The sequence below is a fragment of the Salinibaculum sp. SYNS191 genome, from assembly GCF_037338445.1.
GTDB lineage: Archaea > Halobacteriota > Halobacteria > Halobacteriales > Haloarculaceae > Salinibaculum > Salinibaculum marinum.
The window spans coordinates 29,539-50,458 of the sequence record NZ_CP147838.1 but is presented as its reverse complement, the minus strand read 5'-3'; the positions used below and the strand labels follow the sequence as shown (position 1 = coordinate 50,458).

Annotated in this window: 15 protein-coding genes, 1 tRNA gene and 3 pseudogenes; 10 read left to right on the top strand and 9 right to left on the bottom strand. The window is 68.4% G+C overall.

Annotated elements, in window-relative coordinates; all coding sequences use genetic code 11:
• Positions 1-51 precede the first annotated feature (51 nt).
• Positions 52-2,627, top strand: a pseudogene (locus tag WDJ57_RS00260) (heavy metal translocating P-type ATPase).
• A 3-nt stretch (positions 2,628-2,630) separates the two neighbouring features.
• On the opposite strand, the gene WDJ57_RS00255 reads toward WDJ57_RS00260, so the two are convergent.
• Entirely contained in the window at positions 2,631-3,233 is a 603-nt protein-coding gene (locus tag WDJ57_RS00255) for a hypothetical protein (RefSeq protein WP_338902852.1), read from the bottom strand.
• A gap of 243 nt (positions 3,234-3,476) precedes the next feature.
• Between WDJ57_RS00255 and WDJ57_RS00250 the strand changes: the two genes are divergently transcribed.
• Positions 3,477-4,652, top strand: a complete 1,176-nt coding sequence (locus tag WDJ57_RS00250) for a tubulin/FtsZ family protein (protein ID WP_338902850.1) — start codon at positions 3,477-3,479, stop codon at positions 4,650-4,652.
• A 176-nt stretch (positions 4,653-4,828) separates the two neighbouring features.
• Entirely contained in the window at positions 4,829-5,251 is a 423-nt protein-coding gene (locus tag WDJ57_RS00245) for a CBS domain-containing protein (RefSeq protein WP_338902849.1), read from the top strand.
• Positions 5,252-5,474: 223 nt separating this feature from the next.
• On the opposite strand, the gene WDJ57_RS00240 is transcribed toward WDJ57_RS00245, so the two are convergent.
• The gene (locus tag WDJ57_RS00240; protein WP_338902848.1) at positions 5,475-6,215 is read right to left on the bottom strand and encodes a hypothetical protein; all 741 of its coding nucleotides are present in this window, start codon (positions 6,213-6,215) and stop codon (positions 5,475-5,477) included.
• Between the two features lie 296 nt (positions 6,216-6,511).
• Positions 6,512-6,584, bottom strand: a tRNA-Arg gene (locus tag WDJ57_RS00235).
• 88 nt (positions 6,585-6,672) lie between these two features.
• On the opposite strand from WDJ57_RS00235, the gene hisC reads away from it, so the two are divergent.
• The 4 genes from hisC to WDJ57_RS00215 are packed head-to-tail and all read left to right on the top strand — an operon-like array spanning position 6,673 to position 9,431.
• Positions 6,673-7,743, top strand: a complete 1,071-nt coding sequence (hisC, locus tag WDJ57_RS00230; protein ID WP_338902847.1) for a histidinol-phosphate transaminase — start codon at positions 6,673-6,675, stop codon at positions 7,741-7,743.
• Positions 7,743-8,249, top strand: coding sequence for an adenylate kinase family protein (locus tag WDJ57_RS00225; RefSeq protein ID WP_338902846.1), 507 nt, complete (start codon positions 7,743-7,745; stop codon positions 8,247-8,249). The genes hisC and WDJ57_RS00225 overlap by 1 nt, the downstream gene beginning before the upstream one ends.
• Positions 8,246-8,854, top strand: a complete 609-nt coding sequence (locus WDJ57_RS00220) for a CDP-alcohol phosphatidyltransferase family protein (RefSeq protein ID WP_338902845.1) — start codon at positions 8,246-8,248, stop codon at positions 8,852-8,854. Before WDJ57_RS00225 ends, WDJ57_RS00220 begins: the two co-directional genes overlap by 4 nt.
• A gap of 46 nt (positions 8,855-8,900) precedes the next feature.
• Positions 8,901-9,431 carry a multiprotein bridging factor aMBF1 gene (locus tag WDJ57_RS00215; protein ID WP_338902844.1) on the top strand — a complete coding sequence of 177 codons (531 nt, stop codon included), beginning with the start codon at positions 8,901-8,903 and terminating at the stop codon, positions 9,429-9,431.
• Here the strand turns inward: WDJ57_RS00215 and WDJ57_RS00210 are convergent.
• Positions 9,428-9,979, bottom strand: coding sequence for a response regulator (locus WDJ57_RS00210; protein WP_338902843.1), 552 nt, complete (start codon positions 9,977-9,979; stop codon positions 9,428-9,430). The genes WDJ57_RS00215 and WDJ57_RS00210 overlap by 4 nt on opposite strands.
• 139 nt (positions 9,980-10,118) lie before the next feature.
• Here WDJ57_RS00210 and tpiA point away from each other — a divergent pair, with 139 nt between their 5' ends.
• Entirely contained in the window at positions 10,119-10,763 is a 645-nt protein-coding gene (gene tpiA / locus WDJ57_RS00205) for a triose-phosphate isomerase (protein ID WP_338902842.1), read from the top strand.
• A 21-nt stretch (positions 10,764-10,784) separates the two neighbouring features.
• Here tpiA and WDJ57_RS00200 read toward each other — a convergent pair whose 3' ends face one another.
• The 5 genes and pseudogenes from WDJ57_RS00200 to WDJ57_RS00180 form a co-directional block, all read right to left on the bottom strand.
• Positions 10,785-11,663 (bottom strand): mechanosensitive ion channel family protein, encoded by an 879-nt coding sequence (locus WDJ57_RS00200; RefSeq protein ID WP_338902840.1) that lies wholly within the window; start codon positions 11,661-11,663, stop codon positions 10,785-10,787.
• Positions 11,664-11,740: 77 nt separating this feature from the next.
• The gene (locus WDJ57_RS00195; protein ID WP_338902882.1) at positions 11,741-12,907 is read right to left on the bottom strand and encodes a glycosyltransferase family 87 protein; all 1,167 of its coding nucleotides are present in this window, start codon (positions 12,905-12,907) and stop codon (positions 11,741-11,743) included.
• Positions 12,908-13,010: 103 nt separating this feature from the next.
• Positions 13,011-14,991: pseudogene (locus WDJ57_RS00190) on the bottom strand (helicase HerA domain-containing protein).
• 76 nt (positions 14,992-15,067) lie between these two features.
• Complete coding sequence (locus WDJ57_RS00185) at positions 15,068-17,332, bottom strand: amino acid permease (RefSeq protein WP_380630229.1); 2,265 nt, start codon at positions 17,330-17,332, stop codon at positions 15,068-15,070.
• Positions 17,329-17,809 (bottom strand): annotated as a pseudogene (locus tag WDJ57_RS00180) (universal stress protein). The gene WDJ57_RS00185 and the pseudogene WDJ57_RS00180 overlap by 4 nt, the downstream one beginning before the upstream one ends.
• Before the next feature lie 210 nt (positions 17,810-18,019).
• Here WDJ57_RS00180 and trkA point away from each other — a divergent pair.
• Together trkA and WDJ57_RS00170 are read left to right on the top strand one after the other, a co-directional pair.
• Positions 18,020-19,351 (top strand): Trk system potassium transporter TrkA, encoded by a 1,332-nt coding sequence (gene trkA, locus WDJ57_RS00175; protein WP_338902836.1) that lies wholly within the window; start codon positions 18,020-18,022, stop codon positions 19,349-19,351.
• 9 nt (positions 19,352-19,360) lie between these two features.
• Entirely contained in the window at positions 19,361-20,908 is a 1,548-nt protein-coding gene (locus WDJ57_RS00170; protein WP_338902835.1) for a TrkH family potassium uptake protein, read from the top strand.
• Positions 20,909-20,920 lie beyond the last annotated feature (12 nt).

Here is a 20,920-nt window from a genome sequence, read left to right as displayed (position 1 = left end):
TTCGATTCGAAGTGGTAACTGCAATCAAGTAGGGGTGCATAAGTACACCCAATGACGACACGCACTGCGCGACTCGACCTCCAGGGGATGAGCTGCGCGAACTGCGCAGGGACCATCGAGGAGCGGGTCGGCGAACTCGACGGCGTCGCGTCGGTGGACGCCAACTACGCCACCGACGAGGGCTCCGTCGAGTACGACCCGGACGTGGTATCGCTCGCCGACATCTACGACGCCATCGGCGACTCCGGCTACACGGCCGTCGCGGAGACGGTGAGCATCGGTATCACCGACATGTCGTGTGCCAACTGCGCGGACGCCAACGAGACGCGCCTGCTGGACACGCCGGGCGTCATCGAGGCCGAGGTCAACTACGCCACCGACGAGGCGCAGGTCCGGTACAATCCCGCCGACGCCTCACTGGAGGACCTCTACGACGCAATCGAGGCGGCGGGCTACACGCCAGTCCGCGAGGACGAGGAGTCAGAGGGCGAGAGCGACCAGGACCGGCGCGACCTGGCGCGGTCGGCCGAGCAGCGCCGACAGCTCCGGCTGGTGCTGTTCGGCGCGGTCATGTCCCTGCCGCTGCTCGCGATGATGGTCGGCCACCTCTTCGCACCCGAGCAGGTCCCAGAGGCCGTCTTCGGCGTCGACATCGGCTGGATTGCCTTCCTCTTTGCGACGCCCGTCCAGGTGTTGCTCGGCCGCGAGTTCTACGAGAACTCCTACACCGCGCTCGTGAAGAACCGGACGGCCAACATGGACGTGCTCATCGCGCTGGGGTCGTCGACGGCCTATCTCTACTCCGTCGTCGCGCTGCTCGGCCTCATCGCCAGCACCGGGCTGTACTTCGACACGGCCGCGTTCATCCTGGTGTTCATCACGCTGGGCAACTACCTCGAAGCCCGCTCGAAGGGCCAGGCCTCCGACGCCATCCGCGAACTGCTGGAGATGGAGGCCGACACCGCAACGGTCGTCCGCGACGACGGCACCGAGGAGGAAATTCCCCTCGAAGACGTCGCGGTCGGCGACCGCCTGCGGGTCCGCCCCGGCGAGCAGATTCCCACCGACGGCGTCGTCGTCGACGGCGAGTCGGCGGTCGACGAGTCGATGGTCACCGGCGAGTCGGTCCCCGTCGAGAAGAGCGAGGGCGACGAGGTCATCGGGTCGACAATCAACGAGAACGGCGTGCTGGAGGTCGAGGCGACGAAGGTCGGCGAGGAGACGGCCATCCAGCAGATAGTCGAGCGCGTCCGCGCGGCACAGAGCCGCCAGCCCGACATCCAGAACGTCGCCGACCGCATCTCCGCCTATTTCGTCCCCGCGGTCATCGCGAACGCACTGCTGTGGGCGACGGTCTGGGTGCTGTTCCCCGACGCTCTCGCCGGGTTCGTGAACGCGCTCCCGCTGTGGGGCTGGCCGCCGGCGGTCCGACCGCCATCGGAATCACCGAGTTCGCCGTCGTCGTCTTCGCCAGCGCGGTGCTCATCGCCTGCCCCTGCGCGCTCGGCCTGGCGACGCCCGCGGCGACGATGGTCGGCACGGCCATCGGCGCGCGCAACGGCGTCCTGTTCAAGGGCGGCGACATCCTCGAACGCGTCCGCGACGTCGACACGGTAGTCTTCGACAAGACCGGGACGCTGACCGAGGGCGAGATGGAACTGACCGACGTGGTGCCAGTCGAGGCCGCACCCGACGGCGGCGCAGCGCCAGACGGTGGCGTCGCGCTCCCCGAGGTGACCGAGGAGTTCGTCCTCGAACTCGCCGCCAGTGCCGAGTACAACAGCGAGCACCCGCTGGCCCAGGCCATCGTCGAGGGCGCGCGCGAGCGCGGCGTCGACCTCGAAGAACCGGAGTCCTTCGAGAACGTTCCCGGCCACGGCGTCCGGGCGACGACGAGTCGCGGCGAGGTGCTGGTCGGCAACCGGAAACTGCTGACCGACGAGGGCGTCGAGACGGCTCCCGCGGAGGAGACGCTGGACCGCCTCGAACGCGAGGGCAAGACCGCGATGCTGGTCGCGCTGGACGGCCGCCTGGTCGGCGTCGTCGCCGACGCCGACACGGTGAAGGAGTCGGCCGCCGCCGCCGTCGCGGACCTCCACGAGCGCGGGCTGGACGTCCACATGATTACCGGCGACAACGAGCGGACGGCCCGCGCCGTCGCCGAAGAACTGGGCATCGACCCCGACAACGTGATGGCCGGCGTCCTGCCTGAGGACAAGGCAGACGCCGTCGAGACCATCCAGGACGACGGCCGCCGGGCGATGATGGTCGGCGACGGCGTCAACGACGCGCCCGCGCTGGCCGCCGCGTACGTCGGGACGGCACTCGGCAGCGGGACGGACGTGGCTATCGAGGCCGCGGACGTGACGCTGATGCGCGACGACCCGGCCGACGTGTTGAAGTCCATCCGCATCTCGGAGGGGACGCTCGCGAAAATCAAGCAGAACCTCTTCTGGGCGCTCGGCTACAACACGGCGATGATTCCGCTGGCGTCGCTCGGCCTGCTCCAGCCCGTGCTCGCGGCGGCGGCGATGGCCGCCTCCAGCGTCTCGGTGCTGACCAACAGTCTCGCGTTCAGGCGGTACACGCCCGACCACGACTACCGGCTGTTCGGACGCGGAAAGTAGCAGCTACAGTCCGACGACCCGTTTTCCGGCCAGCGAGTCCGGCACCTCGACCGACACCGTCGTCGTCTCCCCGTCTGCCGTCGCCAGAATGATGTCCGCCGACTCACCCGCCGCGAGCGCGCTCCCGAACGCGGGGACGTCGGCGACGTCGTCAGCCCCGACGTCGAACGTCAGGGTCGCCCGGTCGCCTGTCTCGGCGAGGACGAGCCCGTCGGCGTCGCTGACGTGGGTGACGCTGACCCCGAACGCGCCGTCGCTTCGCTCTTCCTGCTGGCCCGCCGTCAGGTAGTACGTGCCCTGATCGGCCCAGGTTGCGGTGAGGGCCGCAGCGTCGACGGGGGCGGAGGACCCGACCTTCGTGAGTGTGATCCGGACCGCCTCGACGGACCGGTTCTCGGGGCCGGTCGTGCCGCTGACGTTCAGCACCTGCAGCGACGCGGGTTCGGGCGTCGGCGTCGGCTGCTCGGCGGCCACACCGTCGTCCTGTCGGACGTCGATACCGGCGACGCCCAGCACCGTCGGCAGTACGGCTACCAGGACGACGGCAACGACGACAAAGGCGAGCAGGCGGTCGAGTCCCGACTGCCCGCGGGTGCTGTCTGGCATCGGTCGTGGTCCCCCGGGTCGCTGTTGGCCGACTGTTATCACGCGGGGGTATAAGTCTGCGGGCCCGGGGTCGGTGCCGTCCGGTCGCCGCCCCGAAAGCGCACGACGTGACGGGGTTGTAAGGGCTTACTCTCCGGTGACGAGCGGGTGGCTGCGACGGGCGACGCTGTAAGCGGCGCTTAGTCAGAACGGCGCGTATAACCCGCAGTATAACTATACGGCGGTTTCGTGTACGTCCCCGCGATGAAAATCGCTCTCATCGGGTTCGGGAACGCCGGAAGCAAGGTAGCAGACGAGATCTTCCGGTACGAGCAGGAGACGGGCCGGAGCCTCTCCAGATACGTGGTCGCGATAAACTCGGCCAGGTCGGACCTGGCGAAACTCGACGAGATACCCACAGACAAGCAGATTCTCATCGGTCAGACGGACGAGCGGGTCAAGGGGCACGGGGTCGGGAGCGACCCGGAACTCGGGGCGGAGGTGACACGGCGGGACCTCCAGGAACTGGAGCGCGCACTCGACGGCGTTCCCGTCTACGACATCGACGCCTTCCTCCTCGTGGCGGGGCTGGGCGGCGGGACCGGTAGCGGCGGCGCACCCGTACTCGCCGACCGCATCAGCGAGATGTTCGACGAGCCAGTGTACGGACTGGGCGTACTCCCGAGCAAGGACGAGGGCGGCAGGGCCTCCTTCAACGCCGCCCGCTCGCTGCAGTCGTTCGTCGACGCGACGAACAACCTCCTCCTGTTCGACAACGACGCCTGGCGGGGCCACCAGGACACCGTCGAGGCGGGCTACGAGCGGATGAACAAGGAGATTGCGGCCCGCATCGGAACGCTGCTCGCAGCCGGCAACATCGACGAGTCCGAAGTCTCGGAGAACGTCATGGACGCCAGCGACGTGCGACGGACGCTCGACACGGGCGGCATCAGCACCGTCGCGTACGCCGAGACGGACCTCGAATCGGAGACGCGCCAGTCCCAGGGCCTCCTCGGCCGGTTCCGCGGCAACGGGACGGGCCAGGAGACCGACACCGCGAAGAAGATTAGTGGCCTCGTCCGCCAGGCCGTCCAGTCCCGGCTGACCTGCCCGGCGACAGTCTCCTCGGCCGAGCGCTCGCTCATCGTCATCTCCGGTCCCCCCGGCGAGTTCTCCAGGAAGGGCCTGGAGAGTGCCCGCCGCTGGGTCGAACAGCAGACGGCCAGCATCGAGGTGCTGGCCGGGGACGACCCCAGGGCCTCGGCGAACCACGTCTCGGCCGTCGTGGTTCTCTCGAACGTCACCGACGTGTCCCGCGTGGACCAGCTACAGGAGCAGGCAGTCGACGCGGCGGACAACATCGAGGACCAGGCCTCGACGCGCGAGGAGGACATCGAGCGCCTCATCAGGGACGACGAGGGACGTCTGGACCCGCTGTAACTGCCGACCGCATAGAGCAGACCCGTGACCCGTTCTTTGCTGTCCGGTTCCCTCTTTCTGGGTACGCTCGCCCATATCGCGCCGCGCAGTGGGTAGGGCCGGTGTTGTCGATTCGGCCAGCGGCTAAGTGGCTCATACCATTGTGACTCGCCGCTCCATCGCCGGGTGGTGTACCCATGCCAGTCTCAGACGTCGCTCGAACTGGAGTAATGACCGCGCACCGCGACCAGTCCGCCGGGAACCTGGCGACCGTGATGCGTGAGGAGAACGTCGGGAGCGTCGTCATCGTCGACGACGACCGCCCGGTCGGTATCGTCACAGACAGGGACCTGGTGCTGGAGGTGCTCGAACCGCGGGCGGAACCCGAGGACGTGAGCGCCGGCGACATCATGACCTCGGCGATGGCAACGGTCTACGAGGACGACGGCATCTTCGCGGCCATCGAAACGATGCTCGAACACTCCGTGCGACGGATGCCGGTCGTCGATACCGACGGCGCGATGAGCGGCATCGTGACACTGGACGACTTCGTGGTCATGCTGGCCGACGAACTCGACAACCTGGCCGACGTCGTCGAGGCCGAATCACCGCCGTACTGACGGACTTGTCCAGGGACGCCACCTTTCACAACCTGGCTGGTTTACGACCAGCTTACCGGCCGACGGGCGCGCCGTCGGCGCCTCCGGAGTGGTAGTGCACCACCTGCGCTGCCGCCAGCCGTGCACTGTCGGGCTGTATGAGAGCGTGCACTGTCAGGCTATGTGAGAGGCGTCAACCGGTCGCTGTTCTCCGATTGTAAGACGTTCGAGCCGCAGTCTCCCTCTATTCTGTGCCGTTCGCAACCGCGTCGGCCACGGTGTCGAGGTGGCTCAGCCCCAGCACACCCAGTACCGTCCCGTCGCGTCGCAGTCTCGCGATGCCATCGGCCATCGTATCCTCCCGTGTCGCGTCCAGCAGACGGTCGGCGCGCGGTCGTTCGATGGCACCGAGCAGCGACCTGCTCCGCGCGACCTGCGTGCGCTCGTCCGCGGCCTGCTCTGCCGGTGTCCTCGCTGCCATCCCCTCGGTGACTGCCTCGGCAGCCGAGTCGTCGGTCTCGGCTGCATCGAGCCGGCACCTGACGGCGTGGCGCGCGATGCGTCCGACCCCGCCCGCGGCACGGCGGAGGGTCCTGACCGACGCACCGGTGTCCACGGCGTTGCGCAGGAAGTGGCGGCCGAACCGGGGGCCCAGGGAATCCACCCCGACGACGGCACTTTCGGGCGCGGCGGCGATGGCAGCGCTCATCTCGTCGCAGTCGAACTGCGCGCTCTCAGCAGTCGCCGCGCGCTCGAACGCTGGCACCGCAAGCGGCGGGAGTTCCAGCGCCAGTGCGTCCGGCTCCAGCGCCCGGGCGACTCTCCGCACGCGGTGGCTACTCGCGGGGTGGTCGTGGACCACTCCCACGAGAATCGCGTCGTGTTCGTCCCCCGTTCCGGGGACCGCTCGGTAGAAATCGGTGTCGAGCCGGGGGTCTTCGTCCGCGTCGAGGTCCGCTGTCACGTCCGGGAACCTGGTAGGCATTTCTTTCGCGTGACGGCGGGTAGTCGACACCGCGATTTAAGCATTTCTTGCGGGTTTGTTACGCCGGCTCTACTGCTATGGGGCGGTCCGGCGCGCCATAACACAGTCACCTGTCGGTCCGGTTCCGGTTCGCTCGGCACTTCGTTCCTCGCTGCTCGCGGGTCGTTACACTCCCCGCTCGCGTGTCGAGCCGCTTCCGTCGGTCGCGGCTCGCACTGCACGGGCGTGTCGGGAGTGAGCAAACACGAAGCGTTTGCGAACTACGGGACGCCCGCGAGCGACTGAAAGGAGCGAAGCGGGCGTGCCGGGATTCGAACCCGGGATCGAGGGGTTAGGAACCCCTCGCCCTGTCCGCTAGGCCACACGCCCTACCGCTGCATGGTACACGCCGCGAAAAAACGGTTACCATCCCCACGCTTTGAGCACGCTTAAGACGCGCCGCCTGTTTTGCCCGGGCATGGACCCACGGGACCTCTCAGCCCACACGCCCTACCGCGCGGGCCGCGGCGTCGAAGAAGTCGCCCGCGAGCGGGGGCTGGACCCCGACACTCTCGTCAAGCTCTCGTCGAACGAGAACCCATTCGGCCCGAGCCCCGCCGCCGTCGAGGCCATCCGGGCCGCCGCGCCGACCGTCCACACCTACCCGAAAGCCGAGCATACCGACCTCTCGGCCCGTCTCGCAGACGACTGGAACGTCGCCCTCGAACAGGTCTGGCTCTCCCCCGGCGGCGACGGCGTCCTCGACTACCTCGCCCGCGCGTTCCTCGACCCCGGCGACAGCGTCCTCGTTCCCGAACCCGGCTTCGCCTACTACCCGATGAGCGCCCGCTACCGGGACGCGACCGTCGACAGCTACCCCCTCCACAAGTCCGAGGACTTCGCGCAGACGCCCGCGAACGTCCTCGACAGCTACGACGGCCACCGCATCGTCTACGTGACCACGCCGCACAACCCGACGGGCTCCGAGATGGCGCTTTCCGACATCGAGACGGTCGCGGCGGAGACCGCGGATGAGACGCTCGTCCTCGTCGACGAGGCCTACGCCGAGTTCACCGACGCGCCGAACGCGCACGGACTCGTCGACGACCGCGAGGACGTCGCCATCCTCCGGACGTTCTCGAAAGCGTACGGACTGGCCGGACTCCGGCTCGGATACGCGCTCGTCCCGGAGGCGTGGGCCGACGCCTACGAGCGCGTGAACACGCCCTTCGCCGTGAACTCGCTGGCCTGCCGGGCCGGCCTGGCCGCGCTGGACGACGAGGAACACGTCGAACGAACGGTCGAGACGGCCCGCTGGGCGCGGGAGTACATGCACGACCACCTCGACGCGCCGACCTGGGAGAGCGGCGGCAATTTCGTCCTCGCGGAGGTCGGCGACGGCGAGGCGGTCACCGACGCCGCGATGGACGAGGGCGTCATCGTCCGGGACTGTTCGTCCTTCGGCCTGCCGGAGTGCGTCCGCATCACCTGCGGCACCCGAGAGGGCACCGAGCGCGCCGTGGGTGTCCTCAACGAGGTGGTCGACTGATGCGCGTCGCGGTCACCGGGACGCCGGGCACCGGCAAGACCACGGCCACCGATCGGCTCTCGACGTCGCTCGACGTCGTCCATCTCAACGAGGTCATCAAGCGGGAGGAACTGACGACCGGCCGCGACGAGGAGCGGGACACGCTCGTGACCGACGTCGAGGCGGTCGCGGAGTGGCTCGACGGCCGCGAGGACGTCCTCTTCGAGTCGCACCTCGCGCACCACTTCGACGCCGACCGGGTCGTGGTTCTGCGGGCACATCCCGAGACAATCGAGGACCGACTGGCCGAACGCGGGGAGTCACAGCGTTCGGTCGCCGAGAACGCCGAGAGCGAGGCGCTGGACGTCATCCTGGCCGAGGCCGTCGACCGCCACGGCGAGGAGCGAGTCTACGAGATAGAGACGACGGACCTGACGCCTGACGAGACGGCAGCGGCAATCCAGTCGGTCATCGACGGGGAGCGGGACCCCAGCGCCGGGGAGGTATCGTACGTCGACTACCTATGACGCTGGACAGGCTCCGGCCGCTGGCCGACCGGTTGCTCGCGCCCTTCGTCGCCGGTGCCGCTCGGGTGGGACTGACACCGAACGGCGTGAGCGTCCTCGCGTTCGCCCTGGCCGTCGCGGCCGGTGGGTGTTTCTACGTCGCCGGCGGCGACCCGGTGTGGTACCTCCCGGGCGCGTTCCTCGTCTTCTTGAACGGCTGGCTGGACCTGCTCGACGGCGCGCTTGCCCGGCGACTCTCGGTCGAATCCCGCGCGGGCGACCTGCTCGACCACGTCCTCGACCGGTACGCTGACATCGTCATCATCCTCGGACTGGCGGGCGGCATCGGCGACTGGCTGCTCGGTGCTGCCGCCGTGACCGGCGTGTTGATGACCTCCTACCTCGGGACGCAGGCACAGGCGGTCGACCTCGACAGGGTCTACGGCGGGGCGCTCGGGCGGGCCGACCGCCTCGCGCTGGTCGGTGGCGTCGGCGTCGTCGCCCCCTTCGTCACCGGGTCGCTCGGGCCGTGGACCCTGGTCGGGTGGCTGCTGGTCGTCTTCGCCGCCGTGGGACACCTGACCGCGCTCCAGCGGTTCTACCACGCCATGGCGGCGCTGTCCTGACCGGCCGGGCGTATCATTTATCCATCGGGCCGGCCAATCCGGTGGTATGGTTCAGTGTGAGATGTGCGGGAAAGAGGTCTCCGACCCGAACCGCGTGAAGATCGAGGGCGCGGAACTCGACGTGTGTAGCGACTGTACCGACTTCGGGACGGAGGTGAAGACCCAGGACACCTCCAGCACGTCCACGAAGTACTCGACGAGCAGTTCCAGCGGGACGAGTTCGTCCAGTTCGAGTTCGTCGTCTTCGGGGTCGAGTTCGTCCGGTGGGGGCCGGCGCAGCGACATGTTCGACGACATGGAGGAACTCGCGCAGGACTACGACGACCGGATTCGGAACGCACGGGAGTCGGCGAACCTGAGTCAGGAGGACCTCGCGAAGGACCTCAACCTCAAGGCGAGTCTCATCCGCAAGCTGGAACACGGCGACACGCTCCCGAGCGACGACGTCCAGCGGAAACTGGAGAAGAAACTCGGTATCGACCTCTCGGCCGGCGGCAGCGCCGACGAGACGGAGTGGGAAGGCGGCTCCTCGACGGGCGAGTACACGCTCGGCGACGTCGTCGAACGGAAGGATTAGAGGGAGCGGTCGAGGTCCTCGGCGTCGAGGTCCGCCGCGATGTGCTCGACCTCGCGTTCGAGGACCTCGATTTCGTCGGTGAGTCGGGCGAACTCCTCGCTGTTTTGAAGGTTACCTGCCGGCTGTTCGACCTCTAGGACGTTGCGCTTGAGCTTCTTCGCGGTGAGTTCCTGCACCCGCTCGTTGTACTCCTGGATTGTGAGCAGTCGGTCGACCGTGTCGCGGACCTCCTGGCGCGTCACCGGTTTGACGAGGTAGTCGTCGATGCCCAGGTCGATGATGTCGAAGTCGGGGTTGACCGCCGTCACCATCGCCACCCGGCAGTCGATGTCGCGCTCCTCGATGGCCGCCAGGACCTCGTTTCCGGAGACGACGGGCATCCGGCGGTCGAGCAGGACCACGTCGTAGGCGTCCGTGACCATCTCGATGGCCTCCTCGCCGCTGTAGGCCACGTCGACGTCGTAGCTGTCGCGCAGATAGTCGGCGTAGAGGTCCGCCAACTCGCGCTCGTCCTCGACTATCAGAACCGTCGCTCCCCTCGGTGTCACTGGTCTCTTTATTACCTTTTTCGAGCCCGTATATTAACGATTCGGCACAGCAGCGAGGGTCGGTCCGGTGCAGCCGTGCCGCTGGGAGGCCACGACACCGACACGCAATCTATTTGCCGCGGCCGCCCGGGGGTCCAGTATGTTCGTACTCGTCAATCTGAAGGCGTACCCCTGTGACCCGGTCGCAGTGGCAGAGGCCGCCGCTGCCGTCGCCGAGACGTCGGACGCGTCGGTCGCAATCGCACCGCAGGCGGCGCACATCGACCGCGTCGCCGACACCGGCGTCGAGACGTGGGCACAGCACGTCAGCCCGAACGCCCACGGCAGCCACACCGGCAGCACGCTCGCGGAGGCCGCCAGCGACGCCGGCGCGACCGGCACGCTCCTGAACCACTCCGAGAACCGCCTGAAACTCGCGGACATCGACGCCAGCCTCGACGCCGCGGACCGCGTCGACTTCGACACGGTGGTCTGTGCAAACAACCCCGACCAGATTGCGGCGGCGGCAGCACTGGGCCCCGACGCAGTCGCCGTGGAACCGCCGGAACTCATCGGCACCGGGACGCCCGTCAGCAAGGCCGACCCCGACATCGTCCGAGACGCCGTCGAGGCCGCGGAGTCTGTCGACCCCAGCGTCGACGTCTACTGTGGCGCGGGCATCTCGACGGGCGAGGACGTGGTGGCGGCGGCCGACCTCGGAGCCGACGGCGTCCTCCTCGCCAGCGGCGTCGCGAAGGCGGACGACCCCCAGGCCGCGCTCGCTGACCTGGTCGAACCGCTGTAGGACCTGTCCGTTCCACCCTGTTTAGTCCCGGTGGCCGTCGTCCCTGACGGTCACCGACCCAGAGAGTTCCCGACCCGCGGGCGGCCCGAGCGTCAGGCCCTCCTCGTCGAAGCGGCGTTTGACGCGCCGGCGGAAGTCCGAGCGGATGTCGGCGACGTTCTCGCGGGCGGGCTCCCCGACCCAGAACTCGGCCTGCACCGTGACGTTGTCGGGGCCGAGTTCCACGATGCGCGAGGCCGGCGGCGGCTCTTCGAGGACGCTCTCGTCGTTCGCGGCGAGTTGCTGGAGTTCGAGCAGCGCCCGTTCGGTGTCCTCCCCGTAGGCGACGAAAGCCCGTTCCGTGATGCGGTAGTTCTCCCGGCCGAACGGCCGCCGAAGCGTGTTGTTCGTCAGTTCCGTGTTCGGGACGGTTATCGTCTCGTTGTTCACCGTCCGGATGCGCGTCACACGGAAGTCGACGGCCTCGACGGTACCCTCGCCGCCGGGCCAGGAGACCCAGTCGCCGACGTTGAAGTCCGGGTCCGCGACCAGGAAGAACCCGCTGATGAGCGAGCCGAAGACCTCCTGTCCGGCGACGCCGAAGGCGAAGGTCAGCGCAGCCAGCAGGATTGCCGAGTCCGTGTTCACCAGCACCGTCCCGTAGCCGGCACCGACGAGGCCGGAGAGGACGGCGATGCCGACGAGCAACACCTGGAGGTACGTCTCCGTGGCGGTCAACAGCGTGGGGTTGTTCTCGTTGCGCGAGCGGACGACGCGCAGGACGACCGGAACGACCAGCGCCCGCCCGACCAGGTACACGGCCACGGTCACGCCGAGAAACCGGACTATCTCGGATACCACTGCGCTGTACCGGCCGAGCGCGTCCGAGAGCAGGTCGCCGAACTGGAGCACCACAGCCATACTACCGGTTTCACGCCACCCGACCAAAAAGCCGGTCGAGCATCGAGTCCGCCACGCTGCGCCGGTCTTCGGCACAGTCACTCGGTCGCGGTCCACCAGACGCAGGCTGCGACCATCGCCGCGGTCCCCCACAGCACCGGGGTCCCGACGGTGTAGACAGCCTCGGCACCCGCGAGCAGGACGCCAGCCGTCTCCTCCGGGAGCGGCAGCGACCGCACTAGGACGGCGACGTCGGGGAGTTTGAGCGTCAGCGTCGTGACGAGCGCGCCGGCCGCGAACAGGTCCCCCGCCGGCGAGTCGAGGACGTACAGCAGCGGAACGAGCGGGTACAGCAGCACCGCCCAGTACAGCGAGTAGGAGGGCAAGACGACGAGCAGACAGGCCAGGGTCACGAAGACAGCGACGAGTCGGCCGGTTTCCCCGGACGCGCCACTGTACACGTACAGGACTACCGGTGCTACGACGGCCAGGGCAGCGACGGCCAATGCCGTCTCGCCCGCTCCCGGGACGAGCACGGAGAGCGGCCGCCGGAGGGACACCAGTTCGCTCGTCGCGGGCAGGCCCCCGGCGAAGGCCCCGCTCCCGGCCCGGGGAAGCAACTCTGTCGTGAAATACCGCCAGGTCCGTGCCGGACCGAACAGGACCGCACCGGCCGCGAGCGCGCCGAGGCCCGTCGCGAGGGCCGCCGCGGTAGCCAACCACTCCCGCCGCCAGAGGAGCCACGCGCCCACGCCGGCCGGAAACACCTTCGGGAGCGCGGCGAGAGCAAGCGTCGCACCCGCGAGCGCCTTTCGGGAGGACGAGAGCAGGACGAGCCCGCCAGCCACGGCCAGTCCGACGTGGTGGTTGACGTTCCCGTAGAGCAGCGAGGGCGCGACGTAGGACCCGACGGTGGCGAAGCCGACGACGAGGGCCCGGTCGGCCGTCGCCAGCGTGGCCCCCAGCCGTTCCGTCTCGCCGACGAGCAGGTACCCGAGCGCCGCTCCGGCGGCGAGCGTACCGAGGACGTGGACGAGATAGCCGGCGACCGGTGGCACCAGCAGGTACGCGGAGAACCACACGAGCAGTACCGGCGGGTAGCGGTAGGTGAAGTCGGAGTTACCTATCGGCGAGTGACCGTAGACGCGCTCGCCCGCCCACAGGTCCGCGGCGGCCGCCCGGTAGACGTCGAAGTTGATGCCGATGGCGGGGGTTCGCGACCAGCGTGTAGCCGAGGTAGCCGAGTCCGAACAGCGTCCCGGCACCGAGAACGACCCGCGCGAGCGTCCGACGCTCCAGGGAACGGCCGTGCCACCGGCTCATCGGTCTGTGGGTGCGTCCGGGTGTCGTAAGGGCCTTGTCCCGCGCTCACTCGGCGTCCGCGTCCTCGACGTCGGCCCCGTCGAGTGCCCGGGACTCGATGTTGTCCGCAAAGTCCGCTATCTTCCCCTCGTCGACGTGGCCGTCGAACTCGTCGGCGAGCAGGTCACGCAGGCAGTAGTCGTAGCGGCCGCGCCCGACGTGTTCGATGAGTCCGCGCGTCCGAAGCGTGCGGTTGCGGGCGTAGGCCTGCGTCCGGTCGCCGTCGCCGCCCGCGGCGAAGTGGGCGTTCAGCGGCGTCCCCGGGCCGAACTCGCGGTAGAACGCCAGCATCTTGCGCGTCTTCGTCTCCATGCCGGCGATGTCGGCTTTCAGTTCGCGCACCGCGAGCGGTTCGTCGTCGCCGAACGGGTCCTCGTCCTCGCCGTCGATGATGTCGTACTCGCTGGCGCCGCCGTCGCCGGTGATGCCGTTGCGGAACTCCGGCGGTGCGCTGTTGTCACCGTCGATGATGCCGTCCTCGTCGTCGTCCTCGACGGGACCGCCGAGTTCGTCGCGTGCCTCGACGAGTTCGTCCGCGCCGTGGCCGCTGGACTCCGGTTCCGTCGCCGCGCCGCCGTCGGTCGTGGCGCGCGTCCCCGGGCTCGGCCCGTTCTCGACGGCGCTCAGTCGCTCCAGCACCTCGCTCGCGCTGAAGCCGCCCGAACTGCCACCGGCGTCCGCTTCAGTCCCGTCGTCCTCGTCTTCGCCGTCGGTCTCCGTCACTGCGGCGTCCATCGCTGCTGCGAACGCCTCGCCGGCGTCGTCCCCGAACGGCCCGTCGGTCGCCTCACCGGCCGCCGGGTCGTCGCTCTCGTCCGCGTCGGCGGTATCCGTTGCTTGCGCGCCGTCTCCATCGGTGCTCGACACTTCCTCCCCGGCGTCGGCGACCCGCTGGCGGCGCTCGCGCATGCGCTCCTGTTCGGTCTTGCCGGGATTCGGGCCGTCGACGTGGCGGACCAGCGCGTCCACGAACTGGTCGGCCATCCGGCTCATGTCGCGGGCGTCCTGCAGTTCCGCCTCCAGTTCCGCGATGCGGGAGTTCTTGTTGTCCAGTTCGTCCCGGAGTTCGGCGATGCGGTCGTCGCGGGCCTGCTGTTCCTCGCTTATCTCCTGGAGTTCCGAGACGAGGTTGTCGCTGACCGACTTCAGTTCAGGCCGCTCGAAGTCGTCCAGTCCGGGGTCGCGCCCGCGTCGAAGGTCTGCTTGCGCTGGAACTGCACGCGCCGGACGTCCTCGCCCCAGTCGGTCATCAAGAAGCCCTCGCCGTCGTCCAGGTCTTCGACTGCCGTCGCGTACTCGCCGTCGAGAATCCGCCGGACGACCTTCGTGTCGTTGTTCCAGGTCAGGCGGTGCCAGACCAGCCAGTCACACTGCGTGATGAAGTCCTTCTTCACGTCGGCCGGCCGCTGGCTGATGCCGACGATGCCCAACCCGTGCTTGCGCCCGCGCTTGCCGATCTTGATGAGCATCTTCCCGCACTCGCCGACGGCCCCGCCCTCGGGGATGTACTCGTGGACCTCCTCGACGAGCATCAGGAACGGCTGTTTCTGCTTCTTCGCCTTGGCGAAGAGGTGCCGCGAGACCTCGGTCAGGACTTCCTCGGCCTCTGCTTCGTCGAGGAAGGAGGAGACATCGAGGATGATGGGGACGTTCTGCTCCAGGGCGAGCGAGGCCATCTTCTCGGCGTGGTCGGCCGTAATCTGGATGTCGCACTCCTCGTCGGCCCCGGCGTGGAGGATTTCGTACTCCTCCTTGAGCCCGTAGTACTCGCCGTCGATGTCGACGATGAGGATGCCGAAGCCGTTGTCCAGCAGTTTCTCGGCGATGACGCTCGCCGAGTTGGACTTGCCGGACCCGCTCTTGCCGGTCACGAAGCCGCGCCCGGTCAGCAGTTCGACGACCGGGAGCTGGACCGCCTCCCCTGGCGTTCCGTTCCCGCCGCGCCCTCGCTGACCTCGGCGACCGTGATGTGTTCTGTCTCGGCCATACGCTCTTGGTCGAAGCGTCACCGCCCGCGACCATAATTCACCGTCAGACAGGCGGCAGACGCGGGGACGTCCCCGTCACTCCGAACCGAACAGCCGCTGCCACAGCGACCGCTTGCGGTGCTTCTCTGCCAGCAGCACCGAACACTCCACCTCGTCGACCACGTCCAGCACCAGCGACCCGCGGACGAGCCGCGAGAGCAGGCCCTGCTCGGTCGCACCGATGATGACCATCGACGCGTCCTCGGCGGCCCGCTCGATGGCGTTCTCGACGTCCCCGGTCTCGATGCGGATGTCCGCGTCTTCGAGACCGTGTTCCTCGGCCCACTCATCCATGAACGCCCGGGCCTGGTCCTCGCCGTCGGTGGCGACGTTCAACAGCGTCACGTGGCTGTCGTACTCCGCCTGGAGGAACCGCGCGACGGTGGCGCTGAGGTCCGAGTCCGGACCGCCGGCGGTCGGGACGAGCACCTCCGCGGGGTCGAACCCGCGGTCTTTCAGCACCAGGAAGTCACAGGGGATGTTGCCGGCCACTTCGTCGAACGCCGACTCCGCGCGGCCGGGCGAGCCGTGGGAGTCCGGCCCCCAGCCCATCACCACGAGGTCGGCGTCGTGGGTCGTCGCCGCGTCGAATATCTCCTCGAACCCGCGGTGGGAGAGGATGGTGTGGGTCTCGATGGGCACGTCGAACTCCTCCGCGTCGGCGCGCGCGGATGCGATGAGGTCCGCAGAGGTCCGGTCGATTTGGTCGGCCCGCTCTGCGGCCCCCTCCAGCGCCATCTGGTCCGGGACCGTGATGATGTGGGTCGCGACGACCGTTCCGTTGCGCTGTTTGGCGATTGCGCTGGCGAGTTCGATGAGGTCCCGCTCGCTTCTCGGATTCGCCAGCGGCACCATCACGCGGTAGTCGCCGCCGTCCGGCTGGACGCTCGTGGCGGCCGACACAGCTGCATCCGGCATCTCGTCGGAGCGAGAGAGGATGTACTCCCCGAGGATGCCCTGCTTCTCCGTCCGACTGCGGGCGTAGGCGACGTACCAGAGGATGGCGGCGGCAGCGATGCCGAAGGAGAGCAGCCGGGCGTCGGGTTCGACGTAGGCCAGGAGCGCGAAGGAGAACACCGTCCCGAGAATCGGCAACAGCGGGTACAGCGGCACGGTGAAGTCCGGCTGGTACTCCTCGGGATTGACGTAGCGCATCGCGATGAGCGCGATGTTGAGCAGGCCGTAGATGATGAGGTGCAGGCCCGACGCTGCGCCAGAGAGCAGGTTGATGTCCCCGAGCAGGATGAAGACGAGGATGAGCCCGCCGGTGATGCCGATGGCGCGGTACGGCGTCCCGAAGCGGGGGTGAATCTCGTTCAGCGACGGGGTGATGATACGGTCACGACCCATCGCGAAGTTGATGCGCGAGGAGGCGAGAATCGAGGCGTTCGCGCTGGAGGCCGTCGCGAGGAGCCCACCGAACAGCAACGCACCGCCCATCAGCGCGCCCTGGAGGCGTTCGCCGACCTCGACGACGGCAATCGGCTGCGTCTCGCCGGGGGCGACGTTCTCGACGAGTCCGGCGATGAAGCCCTGGGGGACGGCGGCGCTCATCACGATGAGCACCAGCGCGTAGATGACGGTCACGAGGACGACGCTGCCGATGACGGCCCGCGGGAGGTTCTTGCCGGGGTCCTTTATCTCCTCGGCGACGCTCGTAATCTGGACGAAACCCAGGTAGGAGACGAAGATGAAGCCGGTCGTCCCCAGCGTCTCGCTGACCGTGCTCGCCCGCGGGAGGTTCGCGGGGTCGGCCCGCAGCGTCCCGAGCAGCGTGAAGACGAACAGAATCCCCACCAGCACGATGACGATGATGTTCTGCAGGCGGCCCGTCTCCTTCGCCCCGACGTAGTTGATGAGCACGAAGAACGCGCCGCCGACGAGTGCCGCCAGCGTGACGACAGAGATGGAGAGGGGACCGATTCCGACGCCGCCGCTGACGCCGAAGATGCGCGAGATGTAGCGGCCGAAGCCGACCATGTAGAACGCGCTGGCGAAGGCCAGCCCCAGCCAGTTCGCCCACCCCGCAACGGAGCCGAACATCGGTCCGAGCGCGTGGTTTACGTAGTAGTACGCGCCGCCGGAGCGAGGCATCGCCGTCCCGAGTTCGCTGGCCGACAGCGCGGTGAAAATCGCGATGACGCCGCCGAGGACGAACGCGACCGACGCCAGCGAGCCGGCCCGGAGGATGGCCTCGCCCGGGAGGACGAAGATACCCGCACCGATCATCGTCCCGACGCCGATGGTCAGCGCCGCCAGCGGGCCGAGGTCCTTCGCCAGTTCGGTGTCGTCACCGCTCACGCCGCGTCACCTCCGTCCTCAGCCGTCTCCTCGGTCGCCGCATCGCCGTCCGTCTCCGGTTCTTCGGGGACGTCCGGCAGGACGACGACCGGTCTATCCGTCTCGGTCACGAGGTCCAGCGCGACGTCGCCGGTCAACAGCCGGACCCATCGGCCCGCCCCGCGGCGTGATGATGATGGCGGTCGCGTCGTGGTCGCTCGCCGCCGCGAAGATGGTCTCCGAGACGTCTGTACCGTACCGCAGGTCCGTCTCGACGTCCCGGTCGTCGTCGAGCGCGTCGTGGACGGCCGCGAATATCTCCTCGGCGCGCTCCTCGCGTTGCTCGACGCTGGCCTTGTCGGGCGCGCCGCCGGCCTTCTCGATGACGTGGACGGCGACGACGCTGCCGGTCAGGTACTGGCGGGCCGCCCGGCAGGTGGCGACGGCGTCCTCGACGGTGGCGACGGGCAGGAGCACCCGTTCGAAGATGTCAGCCATGGTCGTGGTGGTACTGCAGTGTTCGTTCTGCGTTCTCCCGTCCGTGGAGAGCCTGGGCGATTGCTGCGTGCATGCGAGTCCGGATGTTCGGACGAACCTTAATTGTCACGTCGTGGGAACGCGTGACGTGGCGCCGGTATTCGCCGAATAGAAACCGACTTAGGGCGGGGGCCAGAATGCTCCCGCCATGGAACATCCGGGGGGCCGACGATGCGAATCGTAATCGTCGGCGCTGGCGAAGTCGGCTCCTCCATCGCGAAGAGCCTCTGTGACACACACGAGGTCGTCGTCGTGGACAACGACCCCGAGCGGGTCGAGTCCGTGACCTACAACATCGACGTCCTCGCTATCGAGGGCGACGGGGTCACGCTGTCCACGCTGGCGGAGACGGACGTGGCGGAGGCGGACATCCTCATCGCCAGCACCGACGACGACGAGACGAACATCATCACCTGCGGGACCGCGAAGACGCTCGGTGACCCGTTCACCATCGCCCGCGTCAGGGACACGAAGTTTCTGGACACCTGGCAGCAGGCCGAGGGCGCACTCGGCGTGGACTTCATGGTCGGCACGACGCTGCTGGCCGCCCGGTCCGTCGTCCGCGTCATCGGCCTGCCGTCGGCCCGCGACGTCGACACCTTCGCCGGCGGGCGCGTGCAGATGGCCGAGTTCGAGATTCCGCCGGACAGCCCGGTCGCCGGCCAGACCGTCCAGGAGGCGGACCGCTTCGAGTCGCTGACCTTCGCGGCCATCCTCCGCCCGGACGACGTCGTGATTCCGAGCGGCCAGACGCGAATCGAGGCCGGCGACGAGGTGGTCGTCATCGGCTCCGAATCGAGCGTCCAGGCCCTGGCGGCCGAAGTGTCACCCCACGCCGGCACGGTGGACGACATCCTCATCGTCGGCGGGACGGACATCGGCTACCAGATCGCAAAACTGCTCGGCGAGCAGGGGCTGACCCCGCGCCTCGTCGAGCGCGACCACGACCGGGCGCGCGAACTCGCCGAGTTGCTGCCGAACACGACGGTCCTGGAGAGCGACGGGACCGACCGGGACTTCCTGGAGCGCGAGCACATCTCCGAGGTCGACACCGTCGTCTCGGCGCTGAACCGCAACGAGCGCAACCTGCTCGCCTCGCTGCTGGCCAAGCGCCTGGGTGCCGAACGCGCCGTCGCCATCGTCGGCGAGATGGAGTACGTCGACCTCTTCGAGGCCGTCGGCGTCGACGTGGCAATCAACCCGCGGGAGGCGACCGCAGAGGAGATTACCCGGTTCACCCGCGAGCGCCGCGCAGAGAACGTCGCGCTCATCGAGAACGACCGCGCGGAGGTCATCGAGATAGAGGTCGACGAGGACAGCGTGCTGGCCGGCAAGCCCATCCAGGAGTCGGTCGTCGACCTCCCCGACGGCGTCGTCATCGGCGCGATAACGCGCAACGGCGACTTCGTCATCCCGCGCGGTGGCACAGTCGTCGAACCCGGCGATACCGCCGTTCTCTTCGTCGACGCGGATGTCGTCGAGGAGGCGACGGCGGTGCTCTGAGAGCCCCCGATGAACCTCCGCGTCGACTGGCGAGCCAGCGTGAGTCTCGTCGGGTCCGTACTCAAGTACCTCTCCCTGCCGCTCGCTCTCCCGGCAGCGGTGGCCATCGTCTACGACAACGGCGTCCTCGCCTTCCTGCCGGTCATGGCGCTGACGCTGGTCGCCGGGGTGGGGCTGGAACGCCTCGACCCCGACCCGGACATCGGGGCCCGCGAGGGCTTTCTGATGGTGGCGCTGACGTGGCTCGCGGTGGCTCTCGTCGGGATGCTCCCCTACGTCATCGCGGGCATGGGGACCGAATCGACGCTCGCGGACCCGGTCAACGCTCTCTTCGAGAGCATGAGCGGGTTCACGACGACTGGCGCGACGGTCATGGGCTCCATCGGGTTCGACCACCACTCCCACGCGCTCATGCTCTGGCGGCAGTTGACCCAGTGGCTCGGCGGCATGGGTATCGTCGTCCTCGCCGTCGCCATCCTGCCGGAGCTGTCGGTCGGGGGCGCGCAGTTGATGGACGCGGAGGCTCCGGGGCCCGGCATCGAGAAGCTCACGCCCCGCATCGCGGAGACGGCGCGGGTCCTGTGGCTCATCTACCTCGGGTTCACTGTCCTCCAATTTCTGCTGCTGTACGGCCTGCACCACGCCGGACTGGCCCCGAACATGGGACTTTACAACGCCATCGCACACCCGCTGACGACGATGCCGACCGGCGGGTTCTCGCCGGAGGCCCGCAGCATCGAGGCGTTCTCGTCCGTCGTCCAGTGGGTCATCATCCCCTTCATGGTCGCCGCGGGGACCAACTTCGCGCTGTTCTGGAAAGCGCTCAACGGGGACGTGCGCTCGGTTTTCCGGGACAGCGAGTTCCGCTTCTACGCCGGGACGCTCGCCGTCTTCGCGGCGCTGGGTGCCGGATTGCTCTACGGGGGTGTCGGCGTCGGCCTCGCCGAACTCCCCGTCGAGGTGCCCCCGATTGCCGGTGAGTTCGAGGATGCGCTGCGCCACAGCACCTTTCAGGTCGTCTCCATCGTCACGACCACCGGCTACGCGAGCATGGACTTCAACACCTGGAGCCCGGTCGCGCAGTTCCTGCTGGTGTTCGGGATGTTCATCGGCGGGTCGGCGGGGTCGACCGGCGGTGCCATCAAGATGGTCCGGACGCTGGTCATCCTGAAGTCGCTCAAGCGGGAACTGTTCACGACGGTCCACCCGGACGCCGTCTCGCCGGTGCGCCTGGCCGGGAAGCCACTCGACGAGCGTGCGCTCCGGGGCATCTACGCGTTCACGCTGCTGTACGTCGTGCTCTTTTTCGTCGCCTCGGGGCTGGTCCTGCTGGACGCGACGCGGATTCCCGAGTCGGTGACGGCCTTCGAGGGGATGTCCGCCGTCGCGGCGACGCTCGGCAACGTCGGACCGGGCGTCGGCATCGTCGGGCCGATGAACAACTACCTCGCGTTCCCCGACACGTCGAAACTGTTCATGGTGTTCCTGATGTGGGTCGGCCGGTTGGAGGTCATCCCGGTCTTCGTGTTGCTGACCGGGGCCTACTGGCGGTCCTGAGCCGCGGGAAAC